Origin of the sequence: Nonomuraea bangladeshensis (assembly GCF_039529455.1) — a bacterium.
GTDB classification, from domain to species: Bacteria; Actinomycetota; Actinomycetes; order Streptosporangiales; family Streptosporangiaceae; genus Nonomuraea; species Nonomuraea bangladeshensis.
On sequence record NZ_BAAAMV010000034.1, the window covers coordinates 1 to 2,998 of the forward strand.

Sequence of the window (2,998 nt, forward strand, 5' to 3'; positions counted from 1 at the left end):
GCCCGCGTCCGGCTCATCGCAAGCGACACACCGGCCCAGAACCCGCTCCCGCAGACACTTACCGCTTAACCTGCAGAAACAGGATCACGCGAAGCTTGATTCATACACCACGTCCGTGGACGTGACCGCGTTTCCTCTGGTGACGGACCTCCTCCCCGTCATTCGCTCTTTCTGAGAGCTGCAGCGCCCGCTGCATCAATGCCGCCCCTCATGGTCATCGAAAGCCGTCGACCCAGCACGGTTTCCCGTATACCGTCACCAGACCTGTGCGCTACCAGGTAACCGTGATCTCACCGTTCAGCACCTTCGTAGCGTTGGCGAGACGAGCCTCGTTAAGCGCCTTGATCGTGTCCAACCGGCCACGATGACTTTTGATGATCTTGTTCTGGTATTCCGTGTACACCGCCTGGCGGATGCCGTAGTAGTTGACGTCCCGGCGGCATGTGGAGTCCGCGAGCGCGGTACGGATCTCCTCCGGTGTGCCACGTCGCAGATCTATGTGGTCATTCGCGGCGGTCGTCGCCCATCGCGGGTCGCCTGTCGCGTCGGACGTGGTCCGATAGTGAAAGCCCGCCCGTTCCATGCAGTCACTCCAGGACCGCTCGGCTGCCGCGATCCGCTCGTCCCGAAAGGCCACCCCGGCCGCGTCGGACGCCAGCCCAGGAACCTCGTCCTGATTGAACCTCTTCACGATCTCAGTGGCGGGGACGCCCTTCGCGCCCTGGTTGAGCACGCTGTCGGCCTTGGCCTCGCATCCACCGGGAGGCACCGCCCTGCCACGGAATCGTTTGATCTTTCCAACGAGCACGCGGAACTGTTCATCCGTCACCGAGTACGACTCGAAACCATCCATCGCCTTCACCGACGTGTACCCGGGTGGCCCGGCATAGCCGTATCGGCCGACCTCCCGTCCTTCGATCCATCCCAGGTAATCGGCGTTCCGGGGATAGGTCGCCGGTTCGACGACAGGTGCCTGAAAATCGATCTGGTACTGCCGCAGGCATTCTGTTATCAATCCGAACCGGGCGCGCAGAACCTGTGCGTCATCGACCGGGCCGAGTTCGTAGACATCCAACGGCAGCACCAGGTCAGCTGCTGTCTTGGGCGTAGCAACGCCCTCCCCGAACATGCCACCGACCAGACCGCACGCCGCAAGCGTGGCTCCACACAGCACAACCAGGGCATTCCTGAGACTTCCACGCACCGCCGTAAAGATCATTAGCTATTTTTAGCCGACTGGTGAGAGTCACGTCTGCCGAAATCCAGAACGGAGCGACAGCGTCGCGCACCGAGCCCCCATAGCCGCTGTGCCACCGACAGTGATCGTGCCACGGCCAGGTTGTGGTCGTGGTCTTTGTTCGAGGAGTCTCGGCGCCTCATCAAGCCGTGATCGATGCAGTTCTCAAGCCGACAGCGCGGTTTCGATTCCCGTCACCCGCTCCACGTACGAAAGCCCGGGCAGGCAGGCCGGTAGCTTCGGTGTCCGGACCTTGGCCGTATACAAGTTGGTCGATCTTCACGGGTCCGATAACAGGCTAGGGGTTCTTCCTGAGCCTCGCTCGGGCTTGGGTCACTACATAGGGATGAGGATCGTCAGCGAGAACCCGCAAGACGGCTTCCGGTGTCGTGGGCCATGTGGCCAGCCACCAGCGCACATTGACCGAGCGGTCATGGGCAAGGCGTTGCAGCTCGTCATGAGCAAGCTTTCCTGACTGCACTGCAGCCGCGCGCACGGCCGCGGACTTGTCGTTCGCGAGAAGTCGGTGTCGATCCATTGTGGTGAGCGGGTTCTGAGCCACACCAACGCGGACCTTGGAATCGGCGTCGGTTATCAAAATGGCGAGAATTTCTGGGTCATCGGTGTACGCCGCCAGGCCCGCTCGAACGTTTGGAGAGCGGTCCCCAGCAAGTGCCGCGTTCGTCTCCTCATCCAGTCCTCGCCGCTCAGCGAGCAACCGGCGCAGATCCTCGTCTGTGGACCGGCAGATGGCACGGCGGACCTCGACGTCGACGGCGGGATGGTTCGGCAGCGACCATCGGACCGACCAGTGAGGATCCTCCACCAAGGCGACCAGAACATCTGGTGGACAAGTTGGATTCTCAACAAGGATCTGACGGGTCTTCAGATCCGGATCCCCGGCGAGTGCACGCAGCAATCCGCCCGGCGCGTCGCGCCGAGTTGCCAGGGCACGTCTGACCGTGCGGGAGGGGTCTGCCGTCATGGCTTCGAGAATCTCTGGGGGTGTGGCGGGATCGCCTGCCACGGCCAGCCGGACTGTGACCTTCTTGTCGCGGGCGCGTACACCGAGGCCGGCCTCGCCCGTACCGCGATCTGTTCCCGAAGCCCTTGATCCTTTCTGCACCGTTCAGCCTTTCCTTGCAGTGAGCACATCATCGCAGCCGCCACCCACAGCATGAGCGCCAGAGGAGCACGTCGCAGGCATGCCCGTCGCGTGCCCGTTCGTATGGCGATCAGCAGGAAGCTGACAGCGCGGGCTCGATTCCCGTCACTCGCTCCAACTGCATCGCCTTCCGCATCGGAGCGCTTCGCGCATGTAGGGCTCCAGACAGCGCCTTCCGGGGAGCTCCGCCCCCTTCGGACCCCCGGACGCTCGCTCCGCTCGCCATCCCCCGTCCCGCCCGTTGCCCGGGCAGGTTGCGCACAGGCGACGGCCCGACCCGGATGGAGAATCTATAGCCTGCGCGGGTGACTGCTAACGGTGGCCGGACGGCTGGTGCGCGACCACCACGCCCACGACAACGGAACATCGACAGGCCCCCAGTAGCTTGGCGCCCGTGGAGGAAGAACATCCCGGCAGACAACCGGTGCAGTGGCCAGAGCGACGCAAGGACGTGCTCGAGGCACTAGAAGGTCACGTCCACGGACGTGGTGTATGAATCAAGCTTCGCGTGATCCTGTTTCTGCAGGTTAAGCGGTAAGTGTCTGCGGGAGCGGGTTCTGGGCCGGTGTGTCGCTTGCGATGAGCCGGACGCGGGC

2 protein-coding genes are annotated in these 2,998 nt (G+C 63.4%); both read right to left on the reverse strand.

Annotated features, from left to right (window positions below):
• Positions 1-271 precede the first annotated feature (271 nt).
• Positions 272-1,219 (reverse strand): hypothetical protein, encoded by a 948-nt coding sequence (locus tag ABD292_RS48795; RefSeq protein ID WP_344220334.1) that lies wholly within the window; start codon positions 1,217-1,219, stop codon positions 272-274.
• Between the two features lie 316 nt (positions 1,220-1,535).
• On the reverse strand, positions 1,536-2,363 hold the full coding sequence (locus ABD292_RS48800) for a hypothetical protein (protein WP_344220336.1): 828 nt from the start codon (positions 2,361-2,363) through the stop codon (positions 1,536-1,538).
• Positions 2,364-2,998: the final 635 nt, after the last annotated feature.